General features: G+C 61.6%; 4 protein-coding genes. 1 reads left to right on the forward strand and 3 read right to left on the reverse strand.

The features are described 5' to 3' along the window. Window positions 1-364: GHMP kinase (locus tag SGJ19_16760; protein ID MDZ4781904.1), on the reverse strand; the 364-nt coding region annotated here is incomplete at its 3' end. Window positions 365-423: 59 nt separating this feature from the next. After that, window positions 424-999, reverse strand: coding sequence for a DUF447 family protein (locus tag SGJ19_16765; GenBank protein ID MDZ4781905.1), 576 nt, complete (start codon window positions 997-999; stop codon window positions 424-426). Window positions 1,000-1,362: 363 nt separating this feature from the next. On the opposite strand from SGJ19_16765, the gene SGJ19_16770 reads away from it, so the two are divergent. Further along, entirely contained in the window at window positions 1,363-1,521 is a 159-nt protein-coding gene (locus SGJ19_16770; GenBank protein MDZ4781906.1) for a hypothetical protein, read from the forward strand. Between the two features lie 892 nt (window positions 1,522-2,413). On the opposite strand, the gene SGJ19_16775 is transcribed toward SGJ19_16770, so the two are convergent. Beyond that, on the reverse strand, window positions 2,414-2,655 hold a 242-nt coding region (locus SGJ19_16775), incomplete at its 5' end, for a hypothetical protein (GenBank protein MDZ4781907.1).

Here is a 2,655-nt window from a genome sequence, read left to right on the forward strand (position 1 = left end):
GCGGCCCCCCGACAAACGCGTTGAGCCCTGTTGCGACCGACAGCGCCAATTGCGTGCCGCTGCCCAATCCGGCGTGTTGTCGTGGAAGGGACTCTAATTCCACGCGGCAACGCGGCAACTCGCGCAGCCAGCCGGCCCGCACGAGCCGGTCCGCGCACCGTTGAATCCGCGCCGCGACAGGTCCATTCGACTCCCCTGCAACATGCACTTCCCACAGGTCGGCCGGTGCGATCGTCAATCTGAGCTGTGGATTGTCGATCATCAAGCCGACGCCGCCAAACTTCGGTCCCTCGACCTGTCCAAACGAGAACAGTCCGAAATGGAGCCGGCTGGGCGCGGCGGCGTACACGATTCTGCCGGACATGGTCGCTACGAATGGGGTGGCTGTGCGTTGGGGCTGAACTTCGGGGTAGCGGAGTGGGTTCAATGAGTTCGCGCGGCCAAGGCCGTGCGCACATGGTCGGCGAGAAACTCGAACGCCCGTCGTTCCGACGGACCGCCGGTCTTTTCGACTGGAATCGCTAGTCGGGCAAACTCGTCCAAGATTTCATCGGGCGGCAGGAAGTCGACGCGCGTCGCCAGGATGGCCGCCTCGACAACGGCATGTTTGCCGCGGTTGAAGCCAAAAAACTCGCGCCGGCGTCCCGCGCCGACGACCTCGGCCAGGATCGACGCGCGCGGCTTGCTCTGATCGATCGATCGCACGCGGAAGGCATACCAGCGGCAGCAGTCGGCCAGGATCCAGCCTTCGACATCCTCAGCCGGCAAGAGCGGCGGCATGACTTCGAGTCGATCGACGGCGGTGCGGGCCAAGAGCTCGACGTCGTCGCTGACATGAAACACGCCCTGCCGCGTGCGCAGCAGATTCTCGAATGTCCGCGAAGTCTGATACGGCCGCAGCTCGAGCAGGCGAAAATCGGCATCGACGATCGGACCCATGGGCGAAACGTTCGCGGTCGTATCGGGATTGGTCGTCGTGATGAGGCCTTCGAGAATCACGCGGCGAGTTGCTCCGAACGGCGAGGAAAAGCGGCGGCGAGGCGAGTGCCTTCAGGATACCCGTGCCAGGCGGGGCGTCAAACGCGAGCGTGGCACGCCCCTGCGGAACGAAGGACGTGGCGAGCGGATCCACGGGCTCTCGCCGCTGGCGAATTGCTTTTGCGCAAAAGCGCGCACTTTTGCGCAAATGTGCGCAGTTTTGCGCGCGTGGTAAGTGCAATGCCGAACACGGTTTGACCTCGTTTCCGTGCATTCATGCGCGTTTTTTCGCGCGTGCGCAGAAAAAAAACGCGTTTGTCGCGCGCGAGACGATTTCTGCCGGAGTTAGAGCGAGCGACGCATCGTGCTTGGAGCGCGCAAGCGATGATCGCCGAAGGGCTTGCCCTGTTGCGGCGCGATTCTCGTGGCGACGTAAACGCGAAGAATTTCATGCCATCGCTCGCATTCGAGCGCGCGGGGAGTCCGCGCCGACTGGGCCGCAGGCTTTTGAAAAGCGCGGCCGGGTTCGCCGTTGGGACGTGATATTCAGGATCACTATCCCAACGGAGAAGGAGTATTTATCAAAGGTTCCTCGGATCGGACCACACGCCTCACGACCTCTTCCGCGACCGTGAGCACCACCAAAAGGCGGACCACAAATGCGAGAACCACAAAGAGCACAAAGTTCACGAAGAAGAACCGTCGGTCCTCGAACCGATCAACGGCAGCTTCAACCTACCTTGTATCTTTGTGTCCTTCGTGTCCTTTGTGGTGACGACTACTTCGTGGTGAAACCTTGCTCGTCAGCGCTGGGCCTGGCACGGCCGGCAACTAAAGCAGCAAGGGCAACCCGAACCTTGGGAGCACGCTCGCGTCGCGACTCACTCCATGCGCGCGGGCCGCTTCGCTAAAGCGGACGGCGGCAAGCGGTAGGTCACGCACTCCTGTGCGTGACAAGGCGCTTCGGCGTGTTTCGAGAACGCGGTCCCGAAGCGACGCGTCGGCGTGATTCTGTCACGCACGGAGTGCGTGACCTACATTGCTCAGACCCAACAAATGGCGAGCGGGGCGGCGTAAGCCCCCCGTTTTCGTGGCAGCGGGATCAATCTTCCACTCCGTCGCGCGAGTGGCCAAAAAGAGCGATTGACAGACGGGACTGCCTGGGGGGCGACTATCTGGGCAGTTTAAAGGCAAGTGCGGGACAAGAGGCGGCAGAACTAATTTCTGCGCTGGTAAATAGTTCTGACCCGTTTTCTACCCTGCGTTTTCTACCCCGTTTTCTACCCCGGCCAGCAGAAGACACACGAGAACGAGCGATTTGGCGAGCGTCATGTACGTGGTCTGTATTGTGTTGACTTCGAACTGGAACACACATCGACGCGCGACGACTTCGGTGAATCGTCGGCCGCACCGCTTGAGTCGCCTCCTGACTTCGTCAAGGCGCAGCAGTCACCTCTATCTGCTTGGCTCCTACGGGAAACCAGCCCTCGAAGAACGCCTGCAGCGGTCCGTCGTACATCGCCATCCGGGCGGCGCCCCACGTCGCCTGATCGCCGGTCGCATAGACCAGATACGTGCGTCCTTCATGCTCGAAGAGGTCCACATCGGAGTTGTTTTTTCCCTCGCCGGGTTCCGCTTCGAGAATCGGATTCAGCCCGGCGGTGGCCGAGTGGCGAC

The sequence above is a fragment of the Planctomycetia bacterium genome, from assembly GCA_034440135.1.
In the GTDB taxonomy this organism is placed as follows: Bacteria; Planctomycetota; Planctomycetia; order Pirellulales; family JALHLM01; genus JALHLM01.